General features: G+C 33.3%; 22 protein-coding genes. 14 read left to right on the top strand and 8 right to left on the bottom strand.

The annotated features are described in order from the left end of the window. Positions 1-86 precede the first annotated feature (86 nt). Together DMA14_RS22360 and DMA14_RS22365 are read right to left on the bottom strand one after the other, a co-directional pair. Positions 87-725, bottom strand: coding sequence for a peroxiredoxin (locus DMA14_RS22360; protein WP_111426682.1), 639 nt, complete (start codon positions 723-725; stop codon positions 87-89). A 112-nt stretch (positions 726-837) separates the two neighbouring features. Beyond that, positions 838-1,749: an AEC family transporter gene (locus DMA14_RS22365; protein ID WP_111426683.1), complete on the bottom strand. Its 912-nt coding sequence runs from the start codon at positions 1,747-1,749 to the stop codon at positions 838-840. Positions 1,750-1,855: 106 nt separating this feature from the next. Here DMA14_RS22365 and DMA14_RS22370 point away from each other — a divergent pair, with 106 nt between their 5' ends. The 5 genes from DMA14_RS22370 to meaB all read left to right on the top strand — a co-directional run bounded on the left by DMA14_RS22370 (position 1,856) and on the right by meaB (position 5,565). After that, positions 1,856-2,422 (top strand): Crp/Fnr family transcriptional regulator, encoded by a 567-nt coding sequence (locus tag DMA14_RS22370; RefSeq protein ID WP_111426684.1) that lies wholly within the window; start codon positions 1,856-1,858, stop codon positions 2,420-2,422. A gap of 58 nt (positions 2,423-2,480) precedes the next feature. Then, positions 2,481-2,945, top strand: a complete 465-nt coding sequence (locus tag DMA14_RS22375; protein ID WP_111426685.1) for a DoxX family protein — start codon at positions 2,481-2,483, stop codon at positions 2,943-2,945. Between the two features lie 149 nt (positions 2,946-3,094). Further along, positions 3,095-3,502, top strand: coding sequence for an RrF2 family transcriptional regulator (locus tag DMA14_RS22380; RefSeq protein WP_111426686.1), 408 nt, complete (start codon positions 3,095-3,097; stop codon positions 3,500-3,502). Positions 3,503-3,559: 57 nt separating this feature from the next. After that, a complete protein-coding gene (locus tag DMA14_RS22385) occupies positions 3,560-4,201 on the top strand; it encodes an NAD(P)-dependent oxidoreductase (RefSeq protein WP_111426687.1) in 642 nt (213 codons plus the stop codon). 242 nt (positions 4,202-4,443) lie between these two features. Next, entirely contained in the window at positions 4,444-5,565 is a 1,122-nt protein-coding gene (gene meaB / locus DMA14_RS22390) for a methylmalonyl Co-A mutase-associated GTPase MeaB (protein WP_111426688.1), read from the top strand. A gap of 160 nt (positions 5,566-5,725) precedes the next feature. On the opposite strand, the gene DMA14_RS22395 is transcribed toward meaB, so the two are convergent. The 3 genes from DMA14_RS22395 to DMA14_RS22405 all read right to left on the bottom strand — a co-directional run bounded on the left by DMA14_RS22395 (position 5,726) and on the right by DMA14_RS22405 (position 9,421). Further along, the gene (locus DMA14_RS22395) at positions 5,726-7,663 is read right to left on the bottom strand and encodes an LTA synthase family protein (protein ID WP_111426689.1); all 1,938 of its coding nucleotides are present in this window, start codon (positions 7,661-7,663) and stop codon (positions 5,726-5,728) included. A gap of 37 nt (positions 7,664-7,700) precedes the next feature. Continuing rightward, positions 7,701-7,928 carry a hypothetical protein gene (locus tag DMA14_RS22400; protein ID WP_008468034.1) on the bottom strand — a complete coding sequence of 76 codons (228 nt, stop codon included), beginning with the start codon at positions 7,926-7,928 and terminating at the stop codon, positions 7,701-7,703. Between the two features lie 107 nt (positions 7,929-8,035). Continuing rightward, positions 8,036-9,421, bottom strand: coding sequence for an MATE family efflux transporter (locus tag DMA14_RS22405; protein WP_111426690.1), 1,386 nt, complete (start codon positions 9,419-9,421; stop codon positions 8,036-8,038). 189 nt (positions 9,422-9,610) lie between these two features. Here DMA14_RS22405 and DMA14_RS22410 point away from each other — a divergent pair, with 189 nt between their 5' ends. After that, the gene (locus DMA14_RS22410) at positions 9,611-10,129 is read left to right on the top strand and encodes a hypothetical protein (RefSeq protein ID WP_111426691.1); all 519 of its coding nucleotides are present in this window, start codon (positions 9,611-9,613) and stop codon (positions 10,127-10,129) included. A 163-nt stretch (positions 10,130-10,292) separates the two neighbouring features. After that, positions 10,293-11,228, top strand: a complete 936-nt coding sequence (locus DMA14_RS22415) for a DUF6268 family outer membrane beta-barrel protein (RefSeq protein ID WP_111426692.1) — start codon at positions 10,293-10,295, stop codon at positions 11,226-11,228. A 2-nt stretch (positions 11,229-11,230) separates the two neighbouring features. On the opposite strand, the gene DMA14_RS22420 is transcribed toward DMA14_RS22415, so the two are convergent. The 3 genes from DMA14_RS22420 to DMA14_RS22430 form a co-directional block, all read right to left on the bottom strand. Then, positions 11,231-11,944 carry a LytR/AlgR family response regulator transcription factor gene (locus tag DMA14_RS22420; protein WP_203418358.1) on the bottom strand — a complete coding sequence of 238 codons (714 nt, stop codon included), beginning with the start codon at positions 11,942-11,944 and terminating at the stop codon, positions 11,231-11,233. Between the two features lie 420 nt (positions 11,945-12,364). Next, positions 12,365-13,414, bottom strand: coding sequence for a sensor histidine kinase (locus DMA14_RS22425; RefSeq protein ID WP_111426694.1), 1,050 nt, complete (start codon positions 13,412-13,414; stop codon positions 12,365-12,367). A 282-nt stretch (positions 13,415-13,696) separates the two neighbouring features. Continuing rightward, positions 13,697-14,575, bottom strand: coding sequence for a PPK2 family polyphosphate kinase (locus DMA14_RS22430; RefSeq protein WP_111426695.1), 879 nt, complete (start codon positions 14,573-14,575; stop codon positions 13,697-13,699). A gap of 226 nt (positions 14,576-14,801) precedes the next feature. Here DMA14_RS22430 and DMA14_RS22435 point away from each other — a divergent pair, with 226 nt between their 5' ends. The 7 genes from DMA14_RS22435 to DMA14_RS22465 all read left to right on the top strand — a co-directional run bounded on the left by DMA14_RS22435 (position 14,802) and on the right by DMA14_RS22465 (position 23,228). Further along, the gene (locus DMA14_RS22435) at positions 14,802-15,461 is read left to right on the top strand and encodes a hypothetical protein (protein WP_111426696.1); all 660 of its coding nucleotides are present in this window, start codon (positions 14,802-14,804) and stop codon (positions 15,459-15,461) included. A 25-nt stretch (positions 15,462-15,486) separates the two neighbouring features. Continuing rightward, positions 15,487-16,323: a DUF6929 family protein gene (locus DMA14_RS22440; protein WP_111426697.1), complete on the top strand. Its 837-nt coding sequence runs from the start codon at positions 15,487-15,489 to the stop codon at positions 16,321-16,323. Between the two features lie 70 nt (positions 16,324-16,393). Continuing rightward, on the top strand, positions 16,394-18,550 hold the full coding sequence (locus DMA14_RS22445) for a prolyl oligopeptidase family serine peptidase (RefSeq protein ID WP_111426698.1): 2,157 nt from the start codon (positions 16,394-16,396) through the stop codon (positions 18,548-18,550). A 98-nt stretch (positions 18,551-18,648) separates the two neighbouring features. Continuing rightward, positions 18,649-19,326, top strand: a complete 678-nt coding sequence (locus DMA14_RS22450) for a hypothetical protein (RefSeq protein WP_111426699.1) — start codon at positions 18,649-18,651, stop codon at positions 19,324-19,326. A 190-nt stretch (positions 19,327-19,516) separates the two neighbouring features. Next, the gene (locus DMA14_RS22455; protein ID WP_111426700.1) at positions 19,517-20,017 is read left to right on the top strand and encodes an RNA polymerase sigma factor; all 501 of its coding nucleotides are present in this window, start codon (positions 19,517-19,519) and stop codon (positions 20,015-20,017) included. Between the two features lie 2 nt (positions 20,018-20,019). After that, on the top strand, positions 20,020-20,985 hold the full coding sequence (locus DMA14_RS22460; protein ID WP_111426701.1) for a hypothetical protein: 966 nt from the start codon (positions 20,020-20,022) through the stop codon (positions 20,983-20,985). A gap of 80 nt (positions 20,986-21,065) precedes the next feature. Further along, positions 21,066-23,228, top strand: a complete 2,163-nt coding sequence (locus DMA14_RS22465) for a vWA domain-containing protein (RefSeq protein WP_111426702.1) — start codon at positions 21,066-21,068, stop codon at positions 23,226-23,228. Positions 23,229-23,275: the final 47 nt, after the last annotated feature.

Consider the following 23,275-nt stretch of genomic DNA (forward strand, 5'->3'; position numbering starts at 1 on the left):
AAGAAAAGGCTGATATTTTTCCATTTGGAAAAATATCAGCCTTTAAACTTTGTCCCTCTGTTCCTTTGAACCTTTGTCCCTTAAAGTTATTTATTCGGCTGCGGAGTCAATCTCAAATAAGGTTTTATTGGCGTATGTCCTTTTGGGAATTTTGCTGGAATATCGCTATCTGGAATTGCTGGCGCAATTACAACATCTTCTCCATCTTTCCAGTTGGCTGGCGTTGCAACGCTATAGTTTGCTGTCAATTGTAAACTGTCAATTACACGAAGTAATTCATCAAAATTTCTTCCTGTTGAAGCTGGATAAGTCAATGTTAATTTGATTTTTTTATCTGGTCCGATAACAAAAACAGAACGAACTGTAAATTTATCACTTGCGTTTGGATGAAGCATATCGTATAGATTTGCCACTTTTTTATCCTCATCTGCAATAATTGGAAAATTTACTTCTGTATTTTGAGTTTCGTTGATATCTTTAATCCACTCTTTGTGCGAGTCTAAACCATCTACACTGAGAGCAATAACTTTAGTATTTCTTTTTTTGAATTCTGGCACATAGTTCGCCACAGTTCCCAATTCAGTAGTACAAACTGGAGTAAAATCTGCTGGATGCGAAAATAAAACACCCCACGAATCTCCTAACCATTCGTGAAAATTAACAGGTCCTTGAGTGGTTTCTGCGTGAAAATCCGGAGCTATATCGCCTAATCTTAATGTTGACATAATTTCATTTTTTTAGTTCATCTAAAATTAACCAAAAAAAGCATATAGAAAACATTGATTTTCTTAAAAAAAGTTAAAATCCTACTTTGTCGATATAATTAGTATTTTACTACTAAATAAAGCTGAGAACAAAATACCAGAAAGCAAGTGTTATAAAGGAAATCGGAATTCCGAAACCGATCATCATACTGCTTAATTTTGGCTTTAATCCGTAAGTTGAAGCAAGAATTGCACCTGTAATCATTGGTGCCATAGCAGTTTCCATTATCGTAATTTTTATAACTTCAGAATGCTGGTTAAAAATGAAAACATAAAGCACAAAAATTACAAAAGGAATCAACAGCAATTTAAAGAAAAGTCCAAGTCGCAAAAACTTCCAATGCTGGCTTTTTCGATCAAAAGTCAATTGCAAACCGACAGAAAGCAAAGCTAAAGGCGTTACTAAACTTCCGATTTTCAGTAATACAGATTGGATATTTTCATTTAAATTATAATCGAAAATATTCATCAGGCATGCCAAAACAAACATCAGAAATGGCGGAAACGTGATGATTTTTTTTAAAATCCCTAATGCGTTCGGACTTCCTTTAGAATAAAAAGCGGCGGTAAAAACACCAAGTGTCGAAACCACTACAAAAGTTCCAGGCTGATCAACTAGAACAGCCGTCTCCAAACCTTTCTTTCCAAACAAAGCTTCGATAATCGGATAACCTAGAAAAGAGCTATTGCTTAAGCCAGCCGTTAGAATCAAACATCCTATCAATTTATTCGACCAGCCATTTCTTCTTCCTAAAAAATGAAAAAAAATAAAAGCCAAAATATAAGTAATCCACCCTGCTCCTATCGGAAACAGCAACTCGCTGCTCCATTTTATTTTAGGAATATGATATAAAGTAATCGCTGGAAGACAGAAATAAATAACAATTTTATTGAGCGTCTTATAGATATGAGTAGGAAACTGTTTTACATGCTGAAGAACTAAACCCAGCGAAAGAAAGAGAAATATTAGTATAAAGTTGTTCATATCATGACTTCAGCACAAAAATAGGAAATAATAAATTGATGAATTGAACAAATTATCGTCTCTCTTTGAGTTTTTTGTTACTTTTAATATGTAATTCTAAAAATCTATGCAGCAAATAAGGGATAATCTTGAACTAATGACCAAACTTTCTGATGAAGACTGGAACATATTTTCTTCAAAACTCATTCGTCAGGAATTTTCAAAGAAAACAGCAATACTTCAAACTGGTTATTTAGAAAATTATCTTTCATTTATAGAAAAAGGAATTCTTAGATATTATGTTCCTTCTGAGAATAGAGACTTAACGTTTACTTTTGTATTTGATGGTGAGTTTACAAGCGGATACGATTCATTTATTACAAGATTGCCCGTAAACTACACTATAGAAGCTCTTGCAGACACAATCCTTTCGCGCATTTCTTATGATGACCTTCAAGATATTTATACTGAAACTAAAATTGGCAATACTATTGGCCGATTAGCAAGCGAAGGGTTATTTATTAAAAAGTCTAAGAGAGAGCTGTCTTTACTAAACGATTCTGCAGAACAGCGATATCTTAATTTATTCACAGAACAGCCTCATTTAATACAAAAAATTCCGCAAAAATACCTTGCCTCTTACATTGGCATTACTCCGCAAGCTTTAAGCCGAATTAGAAAACGTATTTATTAACCCAGGTTCATTGTTTTAGGTTTCTTTACTGTGCAACTTTGTATAATAAAAAAAAGATATGGAAACCTTAATTATACTTTTTGGAGTTTTTATTGCAACGCTACTTATTATTTGGCTTACAGCTAAACGGCTAGAGCTAGCATTCGCTGGTAGAGTAGCCATATCAGTTATGCTAGTATTTACTGCTATAGGCCATTTTGTTTTTGCTAAAGGAATGGCAATGATGATCTCTTTTTTGCCTTTTGCAAATGCCATTGTGTTTATTACAGGAATTATAGAATTAATTGCTGCAATTGGATTGCTACTGCCAAAAACTAAAATCCTTACAGGGAAACTGCTTATTCTATTCTTTATCTTACTCCTACCCGCTAACATTTATGCCGCAAGCCATAATATCAATTTACAGAATGCCGACTATACTGGCAAAGGTTTATCGTACTTATGGATCAGAATACCAATGCAACTTCTTTTTATAGCATGGGTATATTTTTCTTCACTAGGAATCAATCAAAAATCAAAATAGTCAATCAGGAAAATGTATGTCATATATAATTAATAATGTACATTTTCCTTTAGTTTATTTTGTAATTTTAATTGGTTTAATTAATTTTTAGTTAAAATTGTTTTTTGAGTTACAAAAAGATGTAAATTTGTAACATATTTTATTACAGTATGATTTCAGGTAAATTTGCCATAACGATTCACATTCTTACTTTGCTCCATAAATTCCCAAATGATTATTTGTCATCGGAATATATTGCGGGTAGTATTAATCTAAATCCTGTTTTGGTTCGAAAAGAAATTGCCAATTTAAAAGCACACCATATTGTAGAAAGTAAAGAAGGAAAAAATGGAGGTACAAAATTGGCAGTAAACGCCGCTGAACTGACTTTAAAACAAATATTTGAAATGACCTTTGAAACCATTGGTTTAGGTTTTGCAAAGAACCAGCCGAATCCTGATTGTCCTGTTGGAAAAAACATCAATCAGCATTTGGAAGTTTTATATAGCGAAATGAATCAAAACGTCAGCAAACAGCTGGAAGGAATTTCATTGGAAGATTTTTCGAATCAGTTTTAAAACTATTTTTTTAACCTAAACTGTAACATTTTTTATTACTAAATAAATTTATATATTATGAAAATCGCACTTATCGGAGCTACAGGATTTGTTGGCTCAGCACTGTTAAATGAACTAGCAGACAGAAAACATGAAATCACTGCTATTGCAAGAACTCCAAAAGACACAGCAAACGCAACTTGGGTTGCTGCAGATATTTTTAATGTTGATGCTTTGGCAGAAATCTTAAAAGGTCACGATGCTGTGGTTAATGCTTATAACCCTGGATGGACAAACCCAAATATTTATGATGACTTTTTAGCAGGTTCAAAAGCTATTCAGGAAGCGGTTAAAAAATCAGGTGTTAAACGTTTTGTTACTATTGGTGGAGCAGGAAGTTTATATGTCGCTCCAGATTTACAAGCGGTTGATACTCCAGATTTTCCAAAAGAGATTTTCCCCGGAGCCAATGCGGCAAGACATTATTTGAATATCATCAAAGAAGAAAAAGATTTAGACTGGGCATTCTTTAGCCCTGCTTTCGAAATGCATGCTGGAACTAAAACAGGTAGAACTGGAAAATATCGTTTAGGCTTAGAAAATCCTGTTTTCAATGACGAACAAAGAAGTATTTTATCTGTAGAAGATTTGGCAGTTGTTATTGCTGACGAAGTAGAAACTCCAAAACATCATCAAGTTAGATTTACAGCGGGATATTAATTCTTTTAGATGCTAAGATTCTAAGCGACTAAGTTTCTTTGCCACGAATTACACGAATTTTCACGAATTATTCTTCTGTTTATTTTGAATAAAAAAATTAATGAAAATTCGGGAATTCGTGGCAACTTATTTTTACTCATTGTGAGAATAACAAATTAGTGGAAATTCGTGTAATTCGTGGCAAACTAACTTTTTGAAACTGTTTTTGTTTTCTGTACTTTTACATTTCTAAAAAGTGCGTTTTGTCAAATTCTAATAAACAAACTGGCAGTATATCTGAAAAAGCTGGAATTTCACCTCCCGAAATCACCAATATTTCGGCTATAAATCAAATTAAAAATAAGCGCAGGCAGCAACCGACTTCTCAAGAATTAATTGAGGGTATTTTAGAAGGCAACAGAACTTCTCTTAGCCGAGCCATTACTTTAATTGAAAGCACTAATCCAGATCATTTTGAAAAAGCTGGCGAAGTTATTCAAGGCTGTTTAGCTCATGCTAATAAATCGGTTCGAATTGGAATTACGGGTGTTCCTGGCGTTGGAAAAAGCACTTTTATTGAAGCTTTTGGAAAACATCTGACACAATTAGGAAAAAAAGTAGCCGTTTTGGCAGTTGATCCTAGCAGTTCTCTTTCGCATGGAAGTATTCTAGGCGATAAAACCCGAATGGAAGAATTGGTGAAAGACGAAAATGCTTTTATTCGTCCAAGTGCTTCTGGTGAAACTTTAGGCGGTGTGGCTCGAAAAACTCGAGAAACCATTATTCTTTGTGAAGCCGCAGGTTTTGATACCATTATTATTGAAACAGTTGGTGTTGGCCAAAGCGAAACTGCCGTTCACAGTATGGTGGATTTCTTTTTGCTATTGAAAATTTCTGGCGCAGGCGATGAACTTCAAGGCATCAAACGCGGTATCATGGAAATGGCTGATGCTATTGTTATTAATAAAGCGGACGGAGATAATATAAAAAAAGCCAATCAGGCGAAATTGGAGTTTAATCGCGCTTTGCATTTATTTCCTCCAAAAAAATCAAACTGGCAACCTAAAGTAACCACTTGCAGTTCACTCACAAAAGACGGAATCGCTGAAGTTTGGAACACTATTTCTGAATATTTTGAAATGACGAAAGAAACAGGTTTTTTTCAAGAAAAAAGAAATGAGCAAAACCATTTCTGGATGATGGAAACGATCAACGAACAGCTTAAACAAAATTTCTATAATCAGCCTGATATAATTTCGCTTTTAGAAGAAAGCAAAAAAGCAGTGCAAAACAATGAAATTTCATCTTTTGCAGCTGCTTCTGAGTTATTGAAATTATATTTTGATAAAGGTGCAAAGGCTCAAAGTGACAAAGGTTCAGAGTAAAAAGATTGTCGCTTTGCTCCTTATTTTTCCCAACAATCTTGATACACAATCTTGTCAGTTCTAGCGGAGTCGAGAACCCGCAAAGCATTTCAATTTCATTAAAAAAAGAAAAGGTTCAAAGTAAAAACCTTTGAACCTTTGTAACTCTGAGCCTTTGAACCTATTTTTTAGGCCTAAGCTTATATTTACTTTCTTTATATAAATTTCCTGCTGTAATTACATGCGCCAAAGCATCTTTTGCTAATTCTTCATTTAATTTAACTGGAATTAAAGTTGTATCATTTTTGATTTCAAACTGCAATGGTTTCAAATTTGGCTGCATGATTACAACCTGATTTTCCACTCTAAATGCGTTGATATCATTAAACTGCATAATCGATCTTCCTTGCACTTTCGGATCAAGCTTGCTTAGGTTTCTACCTACCATTGGTGTTTCAAAAGGAAGTCCTAAATAACTTAACAATGTCGGTGGAATATCAATCTGACTTGCCAATCTATCATAAACAGCTCCTTTTGGAACTCCAGGTCCCATAATAAATGCTGGAATATGGAATTTGTTAATTGGCACTAAATTTTTACCATAAGTTCTTGTATTGTGATCAGCAATTACAATAAAAATCGTGTTTTTAAAATACGGTTCTTTCTTCGCCATTTCAAAGAATTTCCCAATTGAGAAATCAGCATATTTCATGGCATTATTTACCGTATTAGGCTTTTTATCGTAAGGCTTAATTCTTCCTGCTGGATATTCAAATGGTTCGTGATTTGAAGTCGAAAACATTAAAGAGAAAAATGGTTTATCTCCTTTTGATTTGAAATACTGATTGGCTTTCGTAACCAAATCTTCATCAGAATAACCCCAAGTTCCTTTGAAAGCATATTTATTTCCATCTGATTCAAAATCGGATTGGTCAACGATGTCTGTAAAACCATTCCCGTTGAAAAACGAAGCCATATTATCAAAATTGGCCATTCCGCCATAAATGAAACTTGTATCGTAACCTTTTTGTTTTAATGCGTCTGCCAATGTAAAAAATCCTTGTTGTGAATTTCCAAGCTTCACCACACTTTCTGATGGCGACGGCAAAAATCCAGTTACAACTGCTTCAATTCCGCGAACACTTCTGGTTCCTGTGCAATACAAATTGGTAAATAATAATCCTTCTTTAGATAATTTATCAAATTCTGGAGTTAATGGTTTTCCTCCTAAAATCCCAACGTATTCTGCACCTAAACTTTCTTGTAGAAAAATAACCAAATTGTATGGCTTTTTCATAACAGAATCTGGCTGCTGAACATGTAGAAACGGAATTTCTTTATCAGTAAAATCACTTGGACCGGCAATCATGTATTTTTTCACACGAGCAATAGCTTCGGCCTCATCCATTTTACCGTACATCTTCGTATTTCCTTCATTTTTGATTGAGTACGCCGCAAAAGCAACCGTATAAAATGAATTTAACCCCAAAGTATTTGTAAGCTGATCTGTTGAGAAAACAGCATTACTAGCATTAATAGGTCGTTTTGAAGTAAGACTTGAACGTGCTCCGAAAAACAATAAAAAAGCCACTAATGGAAATACCATTAATTTGAATTTATATTCGGTACTTGTTGTGTAAAACAATTGTTTTCCTTTTTTGAAAGCAAAATACAGTACAACTCCAAGAATTAGAAAAGTCACAATGATTGAAGTCAGATAACTTTTTAAAAGCATTCCAACCACTTCTTTTGGGTAAATAAGATAGTCTAAGAAAATCTTATTTGGGCGTGTATCATATTGTTTTACAAAATCTGGGGAAGCTAATTCTACAAAAAGAATTAAAAACAGAAATAGGAAACTATAAATTACCAGAAATTTATTGGTAAACTTTATCCATGTATTCGGCAGAAAAGTAATTAGAACTGCTGGCAGAAATGACAAATAACAAAGCAATATTAAATCCATTCGAAGACCGATTGGAAAAATATACCAGAAATCTGGTGTCTGCACTACTCTTTCTTTAAAAAGAAAAAATAAAAAGATTCGGCTTAAAGTGGTAATCAATAACCCGATCAATATAAAACTGAAAATAGGTTTTAAGAAACGTAAATTTTTCATTAAAATTAGTATAAGAACGTGAGATTAGAAAAACAAATTACTCTTCGTAACGGTTAATTTCTCTGTCATAAAACTCATTAGCCTTTTCGATTAAACTCTCCATTTCGGCATTTAATTCAGCTTCGTCAAGATCTTCTGGTTCTTCCAAAAACTCAACCTCATCATCTTTCAAATTGATAATAAATCTTGGGTAATCTAGATGAATGATAAAAATATCGTCTGGAAAATCTGTATTGTCTCCAAGTAAAAATTTAGGTAATTCCATATCTATTTATTTTTTTTAATGGTTATTTTTTAGCCACAGATTAAAAGGATCAAAAGGATTTCTCCTGACTTTAGACTTTATGATCTTTGACTTATTTTTATTCAAATTTAGTTATTTGAAACTGACTTGGTAATCAATTTCTTTGTTAGGTAATGAAAACGAATATACAAACAAATTGCCGCTGCGGTTAAACCTGCCAAAAGCCCGACCCAAACTCCTTGCGCCTTCAATTCGGTGTGTTCTCCTAAATAATATGAAATCGGAAAACCAATTACCCAATAGGCTACAAAAGTAATGTACATTGGAATTTTTACATCTTGCAAACCACGGAGTGCTCCGAGAACCACAACCTGAATTCCGTCTGAAATCTGGAAAATCGCTGCAATTAACAGTAATTTTGAAGCTATTCCTATTACTTCTTCGTTATCTAAAATCTGTCCTGTATTTTCCATATTCAAGAAAATATAAGGCAGATAATCGTGGAAAATAATGAAGAAAATCGCAAAAATCGTTTCTAAGATTATGGCAAGCAGGAAAATAGAACGCGCCACAACAACTAGTTTTTTATAGTCCATTAAACCTCTTTGATTGCTGACACGAACCATCGAAGTAACGCTTAATCCCATTGCAAACATAAAAGTCATTGATGCCAAACTCAAAGCAATTTGATTTGCCGCCTGGCTTGTTTTTCCGATATTTCCGCAAAGCCAGATTGAAGCTGTAAACAAAACTACTTCAAAAAGCATTTGCATTGCAGAAGGAAACCCTATACTGATAATCTTGTTTATGGTGGCTTTTTTTATTTCACTAAAACTAAAACCTTTAAAAAAGCGCTTTAAGTCATCTCTTCGCGAAAGCATAATATGCATGAACATTACCAAAAATATTCTCGAAATCACTGTTCCTAAAGCTGCTCCGATAATTCCCATTTTTGGAAAAATCCAAATTCCGTAAATTAAAACATAGTTTATACCAACGTGAAGCACATTGGCCATTACCATGGCATACATAGAATATTTAGTCAGAGACATTCCGTCTGCAAACTGTTTATAGCCTTGATACATTACCAACGGAATTAGAGAAAAAGCAACCCATCCTAAATATGGTTTTGCCAATACAATAACATCTGCAGGCTGTTTTAGCAATTCCATAATTGGTTTCGCGAACATAATTACCGTAAAAAGCACCAATCCTAAAATAGTGCATAGAAATAATCCATGGTGGAAAGCAGATCGAATTTTTGTATCATTTTTCTCTGCATCTCCTTCAGCAACAATAGGTGTAATAGCTGTAGAAAACCCAATTCCTAGAGACATTGCAATAAAAATCATACTGTTTCCTAGTGAAACGGCTGCCAGTTCTGTGCTTCCTATTTTACCAACCATTATATTATCGACAATACCAATTAAGGTATGTCCGACCATTCCTAAAATAACAGGATATGCCAGTCTTAAATTATACGAAAACTCTTTAGTGTACTGCTTTAAATTCACTTCTATTCAATTTTGTGCGCAAAGATAGTCAGAAGCTTCGAATTCTATCCTATCTATAAAAATATATCCCAATTTTAAGACAAAAATAAGATGAACTAAATATTATGTAACGATTTTTAAAAATTGTATAACAAACTCCAAATGGCTTGCATATAATTTTACGTCATAGAAATTTCAAAAATATAAGCCATGAAAAAATTACAGATGTTATGCCTAGCTGCTTTCACATTTTTATTTGCCAACACCACATTTGCTCAAGAGACAGAAGCAACAAATTACGACCAAGGTTTTAGATTAGGTTTTGGTTTAAATGGAGGATTGCCAACAGATAATGATTACGACTGGTCTCTTGGGGGGGATGTTCGTTTACAGTATGATCTTTCCAAAAAAACATCGTTGACCCTAACAACAGGTTTTACAAATCTATTTATGGGAAAAGACGATCTTGGAAATAACATAAAAGATCTTGGATTTATTCCGGCAAAAGCTGGTTTTAAAGCTTTTGTTTTAAAAGATCAATTTTATGTTTTAGGAGAACTGGGTGCAGGTTTTGCTGTAACAAATGGTTACAATCAAACCACCTTTTTATGGGCTCCAGGAATTGGTTATGCCAACAAATACATTGATTTAAGTGTTCGTTACGAAGATTATCATGATTTTAGAACCAATCAAGTAGCATTGCGTGTTGCTTATGGTTTTCAACTCTAAAAAATAGGTTTAATTTATTATTTTGTTTTTGGTAAAAACCCGATAGTCTGAATAGTCTATCGGTTTTTTTATTTACCATTGGTCAAAAGAAAAGTGCTGGTAGTCAAATGATTTTTTGGGATTGATTTAGAACGCGGTAATTCGCAGAAAAATTAATCAAATCATGAACAAAACAGTTTTTTATCTTTCGCAGCTTTTCCTTTTTTTACTGGCTACCCTTGCTGCGCGCTCACAATCGGGAATTTCAGGAGAATTTAAAGTCGATTATGTCCCTTTTTCTAAATATGTACGACCAATGGACAGCACAAAAACAAATGCCGAAAGCAATTTTAAAAGAGCACAGCTGGCTTTTGAAGTTCCATTATCTTTAAAAATGGACAAATATGATCATCCAAAACTCTGGTCTGTTTTTTTTAGTGGCAGTTATGCTAAAATGGAAAACAGGAATTACAATATTCAAGATCTTCCCGCAGCATTTCAAGGCGGATTTCCAGATGAATTGCTCAATACGCAAATTGGAGTCAAGCATTTGCGTTCCATTTCTTCTTCTTGGTCGCTGTTAATAATGGCTTCTGTTGGTGTTTATACAGATATGGTTGAAATTAATAAAGACGATGTACTGCTTCAAGGTGGAATTCTTTTTATCAAACAATTTAATCCTAAACTTGCTTTGGGTGCGGGTCCGGTTTTAACTAATAGTTTTGGTGTGCCGATGGTTCTTCCGGGAATTTATTTTAACTGGGAGTCTACAGGAGCTTTACATTTTAAAGTAGCTTTTCCGGAAGGTGTAGAAATTGGCTATCGAATGTCTGACACTTTTGACTTAAAAGCAGTAGCCGAAATAAGCGGAATGACAGCTGAAACCAAAATTGGAAATAAATCTACACTACTTGGATATCAACAGATAATTGCAGGCTTAAGACCTCAGGTAAAATTTGGAAAACATTGGATTTTAGAGCCAACTGGAGGAACTACTCTTGTTCGAAGTTTTTCGACAACAAACCGAAAAATTAAAGAAATTTTTAAGGAAAAAGATATTGCCGATCCAAGATTCACCACTACCTTTTATGGAGCAATAGCTCTAAAATGGAAATTCTAGAGCTATCTGCTTAATAAGTTTTTATAGACTACCTCTTTCAATAATTCCTCACGGCGTGTTCTTGAAATAGGTAGTTCTTGTCCATTTATAAATAATCGCCCGCCAGAAACAGAATCGATATGAGTGATATTTACCAAAAATGATTTATGAATTCTAAAGAAAATTTCTTTGGGAAGTGTTTCTTCTAATGAAATTATAGTTTGGTGAATAACAAGAACCTTATCTTTAAAATGAAGTTTAGCATAATTCTGCATTCCTTCGATATATAAAATATCTACCCAAGAAATTTTCTGAAATCCTTCTTCCTGACGCACATATAAAAAAGGATCCAATTGATTTTGCTTTGGAGAGTTAATCATCTGATGCCATTGCTTAGCTTTTAACGAAGCTTGATAAAAACGCTGAAAAGTAATGGGTTTTAATAAATAGTCTACAACCTGAAGACGGTATCCGTCTAAAGCATGCTCTGAATAAGCGGTTGTAAAAATTACCAAAGGCGGTTTTTCTAATGATTCCAGAAACTCTAATCCCGTAAGATAAGGCATATTGATATCCAGAAACATCAAATCAATTTGCTTTTCTTGAAGGTACGAAGTCGCTTCTAATGCCGAAGCGCAAGTGCCGGCAACTTCTAGAAAATCAATTTTAGAAATAAAGTCTACGATTCCATTTCTTGCGATAGGTTCATCATCTATAACGAGGCATTTCATGTTCATAATATTGTTTCAGTTTTTTTGTTTCACGCAGATTTGGCAGATTTAGCAGATTTTCTTTTAATCCTTTACTCTGTGTAATCTGTGGCTAAAAATTTTAACGCAAAGTGCACGAAGATTTACGCAAAGTTCGCAAAGTTTTAATTTTTATAAAGGATGTAAAGATCACTAAGTAACAAACTAAAAATTCGTGCTAATTCGTGTAATTCGTGGCTAAAATAAAATCATTTTAATCTTTATAATCTGTGGCTAAAAATTTAACCGCAAAGAACACAAAGGTTTTACGCAAAGTTTGCAAAGTTTTAATTTTTATAAAGGATGCAAAAATCACTAAGCGTTGCGGATTAAAAAATTCACGCTAATTCGTGTAATTCGTAGCTAATATAAAATCATTTTTAATCTTTATAATCTGTGGCTAAAAAATTATTTTAAATCTAAAACCACTTCAACGGTAAAATCAGAAGCGGTTTTATGGATATTAAATTGATGTTTTCCTGGATATTGTATTTCCAATCTTTTCTTTACATTCTCTAGACCTAATCCCTGATTTTTAGACGGAATTTTATATTGTTCTGTATATGAGTTTTCTATTCTAAAGTTTAGTTGATAATTTATTTGTTCGCAAGACAAATGCACATATCCTTTTTGATTTGGAAGTCGAGAAACATGTTTAAAAGCATTTTCAATCAGAGGAACCAAAAGCATTGGTGCAATTTGAAGCTGTCCGTCTTCTATATTCCATTTGCTTTTTACTTCCAATTCATTTCCCCAACGGGTTTCTTCAACAGCAATTAAATCTTTTAAGTATTTAATTTCAAGATGCAATGGCACATATTCTTTATTGCATTCATACAATTGATAACGCAAAATATCCGAAAACTGAACCAATAAATCAGAGGCCAATTGTACATTGCTCTGCATCAAAATATGAATATGATTCAAAACATTAAACATTAAATGCGGATTGATCTGATCCTGCAAAATCTTGATTTGAGCCTCAAGATGAACTTGCTGTAATTGCGCATGATTTCTTTCGATAACATTATGTTCCTGATAAAATCGGAGCCCGCAGGCAGTACCGCAAATCAAAATCGCTGACGGGATATTGCCGTAAAATCGAGACCATAAAAAATGAAGAGAATCTACATCTGCTTCTTCTGGATATGCTTTTCTTCTTATAGCCGAATCTGAAAAAACAATATAAATCAATGACAGACAAAATGCCAAAAGCAGTACAACAACAACGCTTTGTACTGCAAACGAACTCATTTTATTTTGTTTTAGCGCTTTGGGCAGTATAACATCACTTAAAATATGAGCTAAAATAGCAGAACAAATCAAAACTAAAATAGCCTGAATCGTGGCCGTCAAAAAATCGTAATCTTCGATCATCTGCGCCCAAATCGTAATACCTAACAAGCTCCAAAAAAAAACTAAAAATATCCAATGTCTATTCTTATTGATTGCGATCATCTATAAATTAATTTATTGAGAAAATTTAACTCCAAAAGTAGTTCTATATTTTTTAAACAAACAGCAAAGAAGCACAAACCGCTTACATTATAAAAATTAGTTTGATGAACTGCGTTTTTGTTTTGACCAATGGAATTTAAAAAAGCAGTTTAAAAATTTTCGGATATAAAATAAACCCGAAAGGTTTTAAAAATTTTCGGATATAAAATAAACCCGAAAGGTTTTAAAACCTTTCGGGTTTACAAAAAATTATCAAATTGACTAATTATCTCAATTGTCCCATTATTTTTCTCCTAATTCTTTCTTATACAATTCGATATTTATTGCTGTTTTTTCATCCAGCTCTGGCTCTTTAATATCCGTATGTTTTTTCATTTCTTCCCAAATAATTTTGGCTACAATATAACGTGACATTTCTTTGTCATCGGCAGGCACAATATACCATGGCGCATGTGGCGTAGAAGTTTTATTTATCGCTTCTTCATAATACTTCATATATTCATCCCAATAGCCACGTTCTTTCAAATCGCCTGGCGAAAATTTCCAATTGTGCTTTTCTTCTTCCAAACGGCGTAACAAACGCTGACGCTGTTCTTCTTTGCTCAAATGCAGATAGAATTTCATTACAATTGTTCCATTTTGGCAAATATGCTTTTCAAAATTATTGATCTGTTCAATTCTATTTTCCCAAAAATCAGGCGTAATATCATCGACAGAATTAATGTCTGGAAGGTTTTCGGCCAAAACATATTCAGGATGCACGCGTGTCACCAGAACATTTTCATAATGTGTCCTATTAAAAATAGCAAACTTTCCTTTTTCTGGCAGAGCGATATAATGACGCCACAAATAATCATGTTCCAGTTCTGCTGAAGTTGGAGTTTTAAAACTATGCACCACTACTCCACGCGGATTAAACTCCTTAAAAACTTCTCGAATCAAACTATCTTTTCCCGAAGTATCCATTCCCTGAAGACAAATTAAAACGCTGTATTTGTTGTGCGCATACATTACGTCTTGCAAATCGCTCAATTTGGCTTGAACTTTATCTAGTTTTTCTTCTTTTTCATCGTCATTGGCTTTGACATTCAAAACAGTCGGAATTTCTTTGAGCTTTATTTTATCTACAACTTTAAAATCTTTCGGGTCTATTGATTTCATATTTTCAAATTTTATATCATAAATATACTACTTTTACGAAGCATACTCCTGCTATCCATTGCAATACTTTTCAATAAATAGCTTTTTTCCAAAGCCATAACAAAAGCTTCCGTTGGTCGCTTTCTTATGTCAGGAAAAAATGCAATTTCTTTTCAAAGTATTTCCATTACTATCAGGGCTAGACACTTATTTTCAAAAGAACAATTCAAATATTTCAAAATTCATAATGCCAAAACGAATTCTATTTTTATTTCTGTTTTTTGTTATCTCTATTGCAAATGCACAAACAAATCCAACAGCTACAATTGACAGTTTAGTTGACAATTACATAAAAGAACTTCAATCTAAAAAAATAGATACAATTTGTGTTTATCAAGATTACTGTATCGGATGCGTTGATACATATAATTATACATCATTTAAAAAAGATCTTTGTTTAGAGGATTTTCCTAATTATCCCATTTATATTTTCTGGAAAGAAAGTGGAAAAACGTATGTTGATAAAATTAGTGTTTGCTTTGAATATTCAAAGACTATTTCTGAAAACACTTTTTGGGATGTCTATTTTTTAAATGAAAAAATTATTAAAAACGAAATTGTTAAAACTTACGAATATGAAACTTTTGAAAACTCAAAAAAAATAACATATAAAATCAGCGTGGATCATTCTGGACATCAAAATTTTAAATTCATAATAAAAGATAAAATAACTACAAAAGAATTTGACAGCTTTGATTTGACAAAAATTGGATGGGATCCATCTAAACCAAACATTAATTACGATCACAATATCAACTTAAAAAGCAAACTAATTGTTGATATTCTTGAAAAAATAATTTCAGAAGCCGAAAAAAATAATACATTTAAAAAGATAAAGTCAAGATAAACCAAAGACTTCAAAATAAAACTTCATGGAAAAATTCACATTAGAAATACTATTTCAAATTATCGGAATCGGTTCGGCATCGGGTTTATTTTATAATAATGATGCACTTTATGTAATTGGCGACAACAGCGGATTTCTTTACGAATACAATATGCAAAATCAGCAATTGAATCAGCATGCTTTAATCGACAATCCTACACAAAATATTCCGAAAAACTTAAAACCCGATTTTGAATCGCTTACACATCATAACGATACACTTTATGTTTTTGGTTCGGGTTCTACCGAAAACCGAAACAAAATGATTGAGTTTGATTTGAAATCAAAAACTGTTTTACAGAAGAATAATCTAGTTGATTTGTATGCTGTTATGCAGAATTTTGGCGAAATAAACCCAGAAGATTTCAATCTAGAAGGCGCTATTTTTGATGGCGAAAACTGGTATTTATTCAATCGCGGAAATGGCGTTTCAAACAAAAACACCATTTTTACCATTCATGCCAAAAATCTAGGAGAAGAATTTGCTCTGATTTCGGTTAATTATAAACTTCCAAAAATAAAAGGCGTTCGCTCCAGTTTTACCGATGCCATTTTAGTTGATGATAAAATCTATTTCCTTTCAACTGCCGAAGACACAAAATCAACCTACGATGACGGAGAAATCCTAGGAAGTTTCATTGGAAGAATCGATGTAAAAACCATGAAAATAGATTTTACTCAAAAAATCACCTCAACCAATAAATTTGAAGGTCTGACTTTTTACAAAAAAGAAAACAATAAAATCGAGTTTTTACTTTGCGAAGATAATGACACAGAAGTTTTAGAAACTAAGATTTATAAATTAACATTGCCTATAAAATAAAAAATGTAACTTTTTTCTTAAAACGGCGTCTTTTATACCAAACAAACCAAGATAAACCAATTTTTAAATAATGATCAGAAAAACCACTTTCGCTCTTTTACTTTTTATTACAAATCAAGTCACACAAGCTCAGTACAAATATCCTGCTACTCCTGAACGTCCTGTTGTAGATGATTATTTTGGAACAAAAATCACAGATTCTTATCGATGGATGGAAGACATGAATAGTCCCGAGGTTCAAAAATGGTTCAAAGACGAATCGGATTATACAAATTCTATTGTAAAAACTATTTCTGGTCGTGATGACCTTTTTAAACGAATGAAAGAAATTCAAGCTTTGGGTGGAGATCAATACGGTTTAATCAGGCAGGTTGGAGATATTTATTATTATACTAAAAACAAAAAAGATGAAAATATCGATAAATTGTACCTCCGAAAAGGTAAAAACGGAGCCGACATTTTATTGATAGATCCTAGTACGATCAAAAAAGGGGCAACTATTACAAGTTTTATTATTAGTCCTGACAATAAAAAATTGGCAGTAACGATCTCTCAAGATGGCGCAGAAGTTTGTGATCTCCAAATTATGGATCTTGAATCGAAAAAGTTCCTTTCGGATAAACTTACACCGGTTTGGAGCGAATTCCCTTTTGAATTTACTCCAGATAGTAAGGCCATAACATATACACAAATGGTTACCCGAGACAATACTAGTGATGATTTTCTAAAAAACATGAAAGCATTATTACATATTATTGGAACAGACTCAAAAACAGATAAAATATTAGCATCAAAAGAAAACAATCCTGAATTAAATCTTCTTACTGAGCAATTTCCTAAAATCTCATTTTCCAATGATTACTCCTATATTATTTTAACCATTGGATCTACAAAAAGTGACGAATTATCATTTTATGCTCCATTTTCAGAACTTTCAAAACCAAAAATAAATTGGAAAACACTGATTAAATATGAAGATGAAATATCCGGAAGCCATATTATTGGAGACAAGATATTTTTTCTCACCCACAAAAATGCTCCCAATTATAAACTAGCGTACACAAGTATAGAAAACCCTGATTTTAACAATCCTACAATTCTTATTCCGGAAAATGACAGAGTAGTACGAAGAATAAGAAAATCTAAAAATTTCATTTACTATAATTTGAGTGACGGAATCAATCAGGAAATTTTTCAAGTTAATGGCAAAACTTTAGAAACTAAAAGAGTACCGCTACCTGTAGGGTCTATTGCAGGTTATTCATTAAGTCCACGTCAGAATGATGACATGTTGTTTTTTATTGACGGCTGGGTCATTCCCTCAACCACTTATAATTATAATGGCGAAACTGGAATATTAAAAAAAGCCACCGAATTTACTTCTAGTGGTTTATATCCAGATTATACAAAAAAATTTGCTACAAAAGAAATAGAAATACCTAGTCACGATGGTGTGATGGTCCCGTTAACCATTATGTATCCTAAAAATATAAAAATGGATGGTTCAACACCATGTTATATCACTGGTTACGGGGCTTATGGAAGCAGCGATTTCCCATATTTTGTTGGCCCCTCTTTAATGACTTTGTTAGAACAAAATGTCATTGTTGCCATTGCGCATGTACGTGGTGGTGGCGAGAAAGGAGACAAATGGCACAAGGACGGAATGAAAGCTAAAAAACCAAATACTTGGAAAGACTTTATTGCTTGCACAGAATATTTGATAAATAAAAAATACACTTCTAAAGAAAAGCTTATAGGAAATGGAGTCAGCATGGGAGGCATCTTAATCGGAAGAGCTATTACAGAACGTCCTGACCTTTTTAAAGTAGCACTAATTGAAGTTGGAGATACTAATACCATTAGAATGGAAACGACTACTAACGGTCCTAATCAAATACCAGAAATAGGTTCAATAAAAAATGAGGAAGATGCGAAGCACATCTTAGAAATGGACTCACAAAGCAAAGTGAAAAAAGGGGAAAAATATCCTGCAGTTTTAATTCGTACTGGTATTAACGATCCTAGAGTTACTCCTTGGGAACCAGGTAAATTTACCGCTATTTTACAAAACTACAACAGCTCGACCAATCCGATTTTATTACATGTGAATTATGTCAATGGTCACCACTCTAGTGATTTGGATGTTACGTTTGGAGACGAAGCCGATATGTTTGCTTTTGCCTTATGGCAAGTTGGGAACCCTAAGTTTCAAATTGCGAAATAATAGGACTTTGCGAATCTTTGTGTTATTGCTTTATTACGAAGATTCGCAAAGTTTTTTATATAGATTCTCTAAATCATAAAAAAAACATATTCCTGTTAATGAAACAGCTCTACAAAATCATATTCATTCTATTTTTTATCAGCCTTAAAATTTATTCTCAAAAGCAAGAAGCTATAATCTATTTTAAAGACGGAGACTCTATTGAAGGATACGCTTATCTCAAATTCAATAAAATAAAATTTAAGGTTGCTCCAGAAGACAAACCCGATACTTGGGATGAAGAATTTGTTAAAAAAATTAAGTTTGTAGATTTTGGCTTTACAAGAACTTTCGAATATGTAAAACTAAATTCTTTGGACAAACCTAAACTGGTAGAAATTATTACCCAAGGAGAAGCGACTTTATACAAAAAACTTGGATCAGATTTTAGTCTTGTTGATAAAATTTATAATCCATACGATGACCGTCCGACAAGTTCTGGAACTACAAACTTAAATCCAGACTTTAAATCTCAATTAAGTTCAGATATGCAGCTGCAACCATCTAACCCTTATGGGAATTTACCAGACCCCTCCGTATTTTATTATGTCAAAAAACAAAAAGACAAATATCCAACGTGTTTAAACTGCGGCGTCATAAATGCTTGGCGAAAAAACACTTCAAAAGTCTTTGCTGACTGCGATTTTATCGTCAAAAAACTGAAAAGCGATAAATGGATTTTCGAAGACATTAAAGAAATCGTAGAATTTTATAATGATGTTTGCTTAGGAGAATGATTACAATCAGACGCACTGCAATGCTTTTTTACAATAAAAACTTTGAACCTTTGTAACTTTGTAACTTTGACCCTAAAAAAATATTTTAATATTTTTTCACCCCCGTCCCAACCTTTTTATCTTTTTTACTCTCTATACAAGAAAGACAACAATTGTGATAAACGAGACTCAAATAGCAAATTGTAAAAAAATGCACCGCGATGCCCAGCGTCAGGTGTACGAATACATGGCGCCAAAGTTGTACCGCCTTTGCAAAAGATATTTAAAAAAGGAAGAGGAAATTGAAGAAGCTTTGGCCGATTCTTTCTTTACTATTTTCACCAAACTCGATCAGTTAAAAGAAACGTACGCTTTTGAAGCTTGGGCAAGACGCATAACTGTAAATCATTGTTTGGCGACGATTAGAAAAGAAACCAACTTTAATATGTATTTAGATGATGTGAAACTGATTTCGCAACCTTCTGTAGACGAACTAAATACGTTGGAAGAAGAAGATTTACTTAATTTATTAAACCACATTCCTGACGGCTGTAAAACTGTGTTTAGCCTTTTTGTCATTGAAGGTTTCTCACATAAAGAAATAGCCGAAATGCTGAAGATCTCTGAAGGCACCTCAAAATCACAATTGAATGCCGCTAAGACCAAACTGAAAGAACTGGTTAATAAATTGTATTATCAAAAAGCAAAATAGTAATGGACAATCAAGATAAATTATTCGATAAAATAAAAGAAGCTTCGCAAAAAGCCGAGTTTCAAGACTTTCCAGGAATGGAAAAAGTCTGGGCGCGCGTAGAAGAAAAACTGGACAAAAAAGAAGATAAAAAAACCATTGCATTATGGAAAAAAATAGCAGTTGCAGCTTCTCTCCTATTATTACTTTCTTTAGGATTTCAGTTTTTGCATTCTAATAAGAAAACTGTAACAGAAACTCCAAAAGTAGTTCTTGAAGAAAAAGCAATAGAACAGCTTCAAACTCAAGAACCAATTCTAAAACAGAATGATGCAAGTTCTTCAGGAATAGTTTCAAATGAAGAAGCAGTTAAAATTTTAGACAATCAAACTAAAAACAAAGAACGAGTTGCTGTTCAAGAAGTAACAGCTCCTCAGGCAGGACAAGTTTTGTCTGCACCAAGTCCAAGTATTGCGGCAGAAGCTGTTGTTTCTGCAAATGCACCTCTTAGAAGTGAATCTTATGAGGAAGAAAATAACGTCGTTTCAAAAAAAGAAGTGACTCCAGAAATGGGTTATTCAAGTTATCCTCAAAGAGAGTCTGCAAAAGTGGCTTACTCTGCAGCGCCAACACAGAGAGCTAAAAAAAGTAGTCCTTTAGTAATTCTTAACGGAAATGCAATGGCTCACAGCAACGATGCAAAAAAAGATAAAATGATGCAAGATGAGCTTCCAAACCTAAATCCTGAAAATGTAGATTCTCTTGTTGTACTTGATGAACCTTTGTACATTATTGATGGAATTTACTATTCTGAAAATGATTTATTCGGAAAAAATCCAACAAGTCCTTATGCACCTTTAGACAAACAAGACATTAAAACCATAACCATTTTACAAGACCTTGAAGCGACCGAAAAATATGGTGAAAAAGGCAAAAAAGGAGTTGTTATAATCACTACAAAAAACGGAAAACCAGCTCCGAAAAAATAGTCAGGTCACAACAAAACTTTGTCAAAGTTTCAAACTTTGACAAAGTTAAATCTCAACATTAATTCTTAAAACTCATTATCATGAAAAGTCTAAAACTTATTTCATCAGCCATTGCTATGCTTATATGTTTCGTAAGTATGGCACAAGAAAGAACGATTTCTGGAATCGTTTCAGACGAAAACAAACAGCCACTTCCAGGCGTAACTGTTTTCAATCAGACCTCAAAAACTAGTGTTTATACAAATTTTGATGGCCAATACAGTATTCAAGCAAAAACAGGTGACATGTTGGTTATCAGCTTCATTGGATATAAAAGCCAAAGTCAAAAGGTTCAAAATTCAAATACAATTAATATAAAACTTTTTCCAGATAATCAGACTTTAAGTGAAGTTGTAGTTACTGCTTATGGCGTAAGTAGTTCGGAATATGAAGACCGAAGCTATGCCCGTGCCGAAAGAAGAAGAGAGAAAAAAGATGCACAAGCGCTAAAAGGAAAAGTTGCGGGAATTCAAGTTCAAAATTCTATGGGATATTCTGCTATGCCAAATCCAACTGTTTCTATTCGCGGAAATGAATCAGTTTCTCCAAAGAATGAACCTATGTATATTATTGATGGAGTTCCAGCAAAAGCCAATCAAATAGCAAAAATAAATCCGAATGATATTGATAATGTTTCTGTTTTAAAAGATAAAGATGCGACTTCAATTTATGGAAGCAAAGCTTTAAACAGTGTTGTGGTTATTTCAACCAAAAATGAAATCTATAAAAACCTTTCAGAAAAAGAATTGGATAAAAAACTAAACATTATGCCAGTTCCAACAGAGCCAACTCAGGAAGATTACGACACTTTTGTAGAAAATGCCTTCGAAAGTCCTAAAACAGCACCACTTTCTACATTTTCTATAGATGTTGACAATGCTTCGTATACCAATATTAGACGTTTTTTAAACAACGGACAAGAAGTTCCTAAAGATGCAGTGCGAGTAGAAGAAATGGTTAATTTCTTTAAATACAATTATCCACAACCAAAAAATGAACATCCGTTTTCTATCAATACAGAAGTAAGCGATTCACCTTGGAATAAAAATAATAAAATCTTGAAAATTGGTTTACAAGGAAAAAATATTCCAACCAATGACTTACCTGCTTCAAACCTTGTTTTCCTAATTGATGTTTCGGGTTCAATGAGCGACATGAACAAATTGCCTTTATTAAAACAATCTTTAAAAATATTGGTAAACGAGTTACGTGCAAAAGACAAAGTAGCAATTGTGGTTTACGCAGGTGCAGCAGGAATGGTTTTGCCTCCAACTTCTGGTGATGAGAAAAAAACGATTATCGACGCTTTGGATAAATTACAATCTGGCGGAAGCACGGCTGGCGGCGCAGGAATTGAACTAGCTTATAAAACAGCTACTGAAAACTTCATTAAAGGCGGAAATAATCGTGTAATTCTAGCAACTGATGGCGATTTTAACGTTGGAAGTTCTTCTAATTCTGATATGGAAAAATTGATTGAAGAAAAAAGAAAAACCGGCGTTTTCTTGACTTGTTTGGGTTACGGAATGGGAAATTATAAAGACAGTAAAATGGAAATCTTGGCTGATAAAGGAAACGGAAATTACGCTTATATCGACAACATTCAGGAAGCAAATCGTTTTTTAGGAAAAGAGTTTAAAGGTTCGATGTTTGCTATTGCTAAAGATGTGAAGATTCAGATTGAATTCAATCCAAAACAAGTTCAGGCGTATCGTTTAATTGGTTATGAAAATAGAAAATTGCGTCCAGAAGATTTCAAAAATGACGCGATCGATGCGGGCGAATTGGGGAGCAATCATACTGTAACGGCTTTGTACGAAATTATTCCAGCGGGTGTAAAAAGTGATTATTTAGCTGAACAGCCAGATCCTTTAAAATATACTAAAACCGAAACCAGTTCAAACAATTACAGCAACGAATTGGCAACGATAAAATTCCGTTACAAAAAACCTGATGGTGATAAAAGCATCGAAATGGTTCAAGTAATCGAAAACAAATCGGTTGCTTTGGATAAAGCGAGTGATGATATGAAATTTAGTTCTGCCGTAGCTTGGTTTGGTTTGAAATTAAGAGATTCAAAATTAATTGCTGATAAGTCTTCTGAAGAAATTGTAAAACTGGCAAAGCAAGGAAATTCAAACGACGGCGAAGGTTATAAAGCTGAATTTATTCGTCTAGTTGAAACTTCTAAACAGTATAATTAATAAATATTGTATTACATTTGCGGCTTTATTTTTCAAACTTATTTTAC

Source organism: Flavobacterium sharifuzzamanii (genome assembly GCF_003254585.1).
GTDB lineage: Bacteria > Bacteroidota > Bacteroidia > Flavobacteriales > Flavobacteriaceae > Flavobacterium > Flavobacterium sharifuzzamanii.

What these genes read in the sequence shown, in the direction of transcription:
- DMA14_RS22400 (WP_008468034.1), bottom strand. Translation starts at nt 7,928, where the DNA reads ATGGAATTACCTAAATTTTTACTTGGAGACAATACAGATTTTCCAGAC.
- DMA14_RS22460 (WP_111426701.1), top strand. Translation starts at nt 20,020, where the DNA reads ATGGACAATCAAGATAAATTATTCGATAAAATAAAAGAAGCTTCGCAA.
- DMA14_RS22415 (WP_111426692.1), top strand. Translation starts at nt 10,293, where the DNA reads ATGAACAAAACAGTTTTTTATCTTTCGCAGCTTTTCCTTTTTTTACTG.
- DMA14_RS22410 (WP_111426691.1), top strand. Translation starts at nt 9,611, where the DNA reads ATGAAAAAATTACAGATGTTATGCCTAGCTGCTTTCACATTTTTATTT.
- DMA14_RS22380 (WP_111426686.1), top strand. Translation starts at nt 3,095, where the DNA reads ATGATTTCAGGTAAATTTGCCATAACGATTCACATTCTTACTTTGCTC.
- DMA14_RS22370 (WP_111426684.1), top strand. Translation starts at nt 1,856, where the DNA reads ATGCAGCAAATAAGGGATAATCTTGAACTAATGACCAAACTTTCTGAT.
- DMA14_RS22395 (WP_111426689.1), bottom strand. Translation starts at nt 7,663, where the DNA reads ATGAAAAATTTACGTTTCTTAAAACCTATTTTCAGTTTTATATTGATC.
- DMA14_RS22385 (WP_111426687.1), top strand. Translation starts at nt 3,560, where the DNA reads ATGAAAATCGCACTTATCGGAGCTACAGGATTTGTTGGCTCAGCACTG.
- DMA14_RS22465 (WP_111426702.1), top strand. Translation starts at nt 21,066, where the DNA reads ATGAAAAGTCTAAAACTTATTTCATCAGCCATTGCTATGCTTATATGT.
- DMA14_RS22375 (WP_111426685.1), top strand. Translation starts at nt 2,481, where the DNA reads ATGGAAACCTTAATTATACTTTTTGGAGTTTTTATTGCAACGCTACTT.
- DMA14_RS22425 (WP_111426694.1), bottom strand. Translation starts at nt 13,414, where the DNA reads ATGATCGCAATCAATAAGAATAGACATTGGATATTTTTAGTTTTTTTT.
- DMA14_RS22435 (WP_111426696.1), top strand. Translation starts at nt 14,802, where the DNA reads ATGCCAAAACGAATTCTATTTTTATTTCTGTTTTTTGTTATCTCTATT.
- DMA14_RS22455 (WP_111426700.1), top strand. Translation starts at nt 19,517, where the DNA reads ATGCACCGCGATGCCCAGCGTCAGGTGTACGAATACATGGCGCCAAAG.
- DMA14_RS22430 (WP_111426695.1), bottom strand. Translation starts at nt 14,575, where the DNA reads ATGAAATCAATAGACCCGAAAGATTTTAAAGTTGTAGATAAAATAAAG.
- DMA14_RS22440 (WP_111426697.1), top strand. Translation starts at nt 15,487, where the DNA reads ATGGAAAAATTCACATTAGAAATACTATTTCAAATTATCGGAATCGGT.
- DMA14_RS22365 (WP_111426683.1), bottom strand. Translation starts at nt 1,749, where the DNA reads ATGAACAACTTTATACTAATATTTCTCTTTCTTTCGCTGGGTTTAGTT.
- DMA14_RS22360 (WP_111426682.1), bottom strand. Translation starts at nt 725, where the DNA reads ATGTCAACATTAAGATTAGGCGATATAGCTCCGGATTTTCACGCAGAA.
- DMA14_RS22445 (WP_111426698.1), top strand. Translation starts at nt 16,394, where the DNA reads ATGATCAGAAAAACCACTTTCGCTCTTTTACTTTTTATTACAAATCAA.
- DMA14_RS22450 (WP_111426699.1), top strand. Translation starts at nt 18,649, where the DNA reads ATGAAACAGCTCTACAAAATCATATTCATTCTATTTTTTATCAGCCTT.
- DMA14_RS22420 (WP_203418358.1), bottom strand. Translation starts at nt 11,944, where the DNA reads ATGAACATGAAATGCCTCGTTATAGATGATGAACCTATCGCAAGAAAT.